A 3,259-nucleotide genomic window follows, 5' to 3' on the forward strand; every position below is an offset into this window, starting at 1 on the left:
TTAATAAAACTTTTTACTTCTCCAATTCCAGCAGCAGCTAGAAAAAATGATTGGCAACTATATATCCCTAGACATCCATCATGAAACTCTACCAAAGAATTAATAAATTCTTCCTTATACTTACATTTTATACTTTCTCTACCCAACCATATCAAAATTACTTCTTTCCACTGCATCTCAAAAATACGGTAAGTTCCTTGCTCTGGATTTTTAAGTACATGATTCAAAAAATAATTCCAATTATTAATTGATAAAGCTGCAAAATATTCCTGAAAGGTCGGATGAAAAAACGCATACGCTGCTTCTCTCGGATTCTCTGCCTCTACTCCTACTTTGTTTAACCATCCCAACCGTAACGCCATCGCAAATAAGGAATCTGCATCATCCGGCTCACCCAAATACTTATATACAAATTCCTGCCGGAAGCGAAACCGCGTTGTTTCCTTATCAATAGCATCTCGCGCCAATTCACCTAAAGCCGTATTTAAACGTCTGCGCTGCTCCCTTGTCGTCGCAAACTGCACTTTCTTCCACTTATAAAAATCCGAGACAAACTGCTCGTACAGCCCTGCTTTTGTTTGGGGTAATTTCTCCTCTCCTAAATACCAGTTGAAACACAACAATGTTAACCGTAATGGATTTTTTACCAAATCTCGAATCCTTTCCTTCTCTGGTTCCCTTAATGCCACACACAACTGCTGTCCTGTCTGTATTTGTGCTGGTGATTGAGAATCAAACCATTTACAAATAAATTCTTCTACTTGCTGAGGATAGGAAAACTCCAAGGTTCGGTAGTTGTCGAAGGACTCCAGAGTGTTAATGCCATTGTCCCAAAGATTTAAACGACAAGAAAGTACAATCCGCGCTTGTTGTAGCAAACCGCCTTGGTGAATTTGCTGCCCAATTTCTACCAATGGGTTGCCATCGGTGACTAGCATTTCATCAACCCCATCCAACACCAGCCATACTAACCCCCGGTTAAATTGCGCCACGAAATCATCTTTAACTTGGTGAGAAGCTTCGGCTTGTCTTGCTGTTCGGGCTACTGCTTGCAACCATACCTCTAACAAATATGTTTCTAGGTCACGCGATCGCAAATCAGCTAGAGACACCCAAATTACAACCGACTGCTCTATCTGCTTCGATATCCATTGAGCCATCTGCTGCAATAAGGTTGTTTTGCCTGCCCCCGGTTCTCCAATAATCGCAATGCGTTTTCCTTGACTTCTGGGGCTTTGTCTATCTCTTAGTACCTGCTCTAGAAACTGCTGATGCTCAAACGTTTGTATAATTTCTGTTTCGTGATAAAGTTCCGAACCTTTCTCTGGTGAAACATCCTCTTTTCGCCGAGGTTGCTTTTTACGCTCTACAAGCCCTAATGGTACATACACTTGCTCAGTTCGGTAGGTAATCCCCTCTCCCAATGTTAGCGGATTTGTTGTCAGCCGCTGATGCTTATCTAACAGTGAGGAGCTAACTTGATGCCAGTCAATTTCTAATCTCTGGTTAGGCTGCTCATTGTAGATATTATAGATATCACCACCTATGCGCCCGTTTACCGTGTGAGCATTAACCAAACCCCCGGCAAACTGAGCATTGGGTAAGTCATTATTGTTAACTTGCTTTGGGTCTTGGGAGTCGGGCATGAGTCGGGTTAAGCGGTTTGAGGGTCATTGCTGTAAATGTTACTAGTTATTTTTTGTGCGTCAACAGTATTGGTATCCACTATGCCACTTGTAAGTTAGGTTAACAATGAATTGAATGCTATGTTGAGCTAACACTTTTAATTCATCTCCACAGCTTTGCTAATGTAGTTTAGCTTTTATAAATTCTAAATCTTTGTCGATTGCTAGCCATAAAATGATATTGTCAAGAATCTTAGCAATAGCAATACCAAATTCGAGTAAAAAGACAGCTTCTGAAAGTCGTCCTTTCTTAGCTATTTTCGTTCCTTCAAACCACAAATCATTAACTAATGAAAGTGCCTCTTGATGAGTACTACAAGAATTGACAACTGCTTCAGGTTTCAATTTTTTCAGTTTCTCGATCATATTTGCAGTAATATCAGTAGAAGTATTTTCGTTATCCGGTTCTGGCGGCTCAAAATAAGAATCTGCTTCCTTAGTCAGTTTTTGATTATGCTCATGTCCTTGTGCATGATTTCTTATAGATCGTAACTGTTGTTCAATTACATCTAGCTTTTTACCAAACTCCTTGAGTATGCGTTCTTCTTCCTGAAGCTGTTGTTCATATTGAAACTTGCGGGATGGGTCTGTTTCAATCACCCATGCGTTTCTTATACTAGCTACTTTCTGGCTTTGGATTGTGTAAGTTTTTTCTAGTGCATCTCTTTCGGAATGCGATCGCTGTTTTTGATTTGGTGATGGGGCTGGACTATCTGATGCTGCCTGTTGCTTTCCAAAGTAGATATTGTAGACATCTCCACCGATTCGTTCAGCATTGACAGACTCAGCATTAATTAAACCACCACCAAACTGAGAGTTAGATAAGTGGTTATTGGTGGCTTGCTTTGGGTCTTCTGAGTCTGACATAGTTCGATTTTAGCAGTTTTAAGCGGTTATCATTGTAAATATAATCACCACTATGTTGTACGTCAACAGGAGCCAAATCTCGCTCAATCCCGCCTAAACTTTAGGGCGGAGTGGTCTTGCAGCAGTTTGTGGATGAAGCGGCAGAGACCGCCGACACGCTGAGAGATACAATCAACTACACCGCAACCATTCTAGAATTTCATCAACTGACTGGTTGGGTGTAAAGACTTGAAGGGTGTTGCAGTTTGGTATGGGGTCGCTAATAAAACAAATTTTTCCCTCAAATCTGCTGATGCTGTTGAGAAATGTATTGCTATATGTCACTCCACCTATAGTATTGGTTGTGCTTGAGTAGAATAATAAAACCAACTGCTTATCAGTTTCTAGCAAATCCCAGTAGGTTTGTAATTCCACCATTGTTTTTGGTGTACCGTCTGGACATTTGCAGCAGCCAGCTTTAACGATATCTGTGTAAATTCTGCTGGCTGGATTATCTGGATCTATAAATTTGCTAGTGTCGATACAGATTAAGTGGATATTTTGGCTAAGTTGAGATTCCTTGTTAATTGCAGCTTGCAAATCTTGGTGTAAAATAAAATATTTAAAATTTTGGTTTTCACTATTAATTTTTTCACATTCATTATTTACCTGATGCCAAGCATTATAAAAATTAGGGTAACTCATATTTTTACAGCAGTGTTGAATAA

3 protein-coding genes are annotated in these 3,259 nt (G+C 40.0%); all 3 read right to left on the bottom strand.

What is annotated here, in order from left to right; genetic code table 11:
• A partial coding sequence (locus tag G1O98_RS37550) for an NACHT domain-containing protein (protein WP_243458663.1) occupies nucleotides 1-1,646 on the bottom strand: 1,646 nt, incomplete at its 3' end.
• 159 nt (nucleotides 1,647-1,805) lie between these two features.
• Entirely contained in the window at nucleotides 1,806-2,552 is a 747-nt protein-coding gene (locus G1O98_RS37555; protein WP_163939446.1) for a hypothetical protein, read from the bottom strand.
• Between the two features lie 171 nt (nucleotides 2,553-2,723).
• A partial coding sequence (locus G1O98_RS37560) for a hypothetical protein (RefSeq protein WP_207794529.1) occupies nucleotides 2,724-3,259 on the bottom strand: 536 nt, incomplete at its 5' end.

Origin of the sequence: Nostoc sp. UIC 10630 (assembly GCF_010747425.1) — a bacterium.
Taxonomy (GTDB): domain Bacteria; phylum Cyanobacteriota; class Cyanobacteriia; order Cyanobacteriales; family Nostocaceae; genus Nostoc.

Bases quoted from the DNA above. Each gene is read 5' to 3' on its own strand.
- G1O98_RS37555 (WP_163939446.1), bottom strand. From the start codon at position 2,552: ATGTCAGACTCAGAAGACCCAAAGCAAGCCACCAATAACCACTTATCT.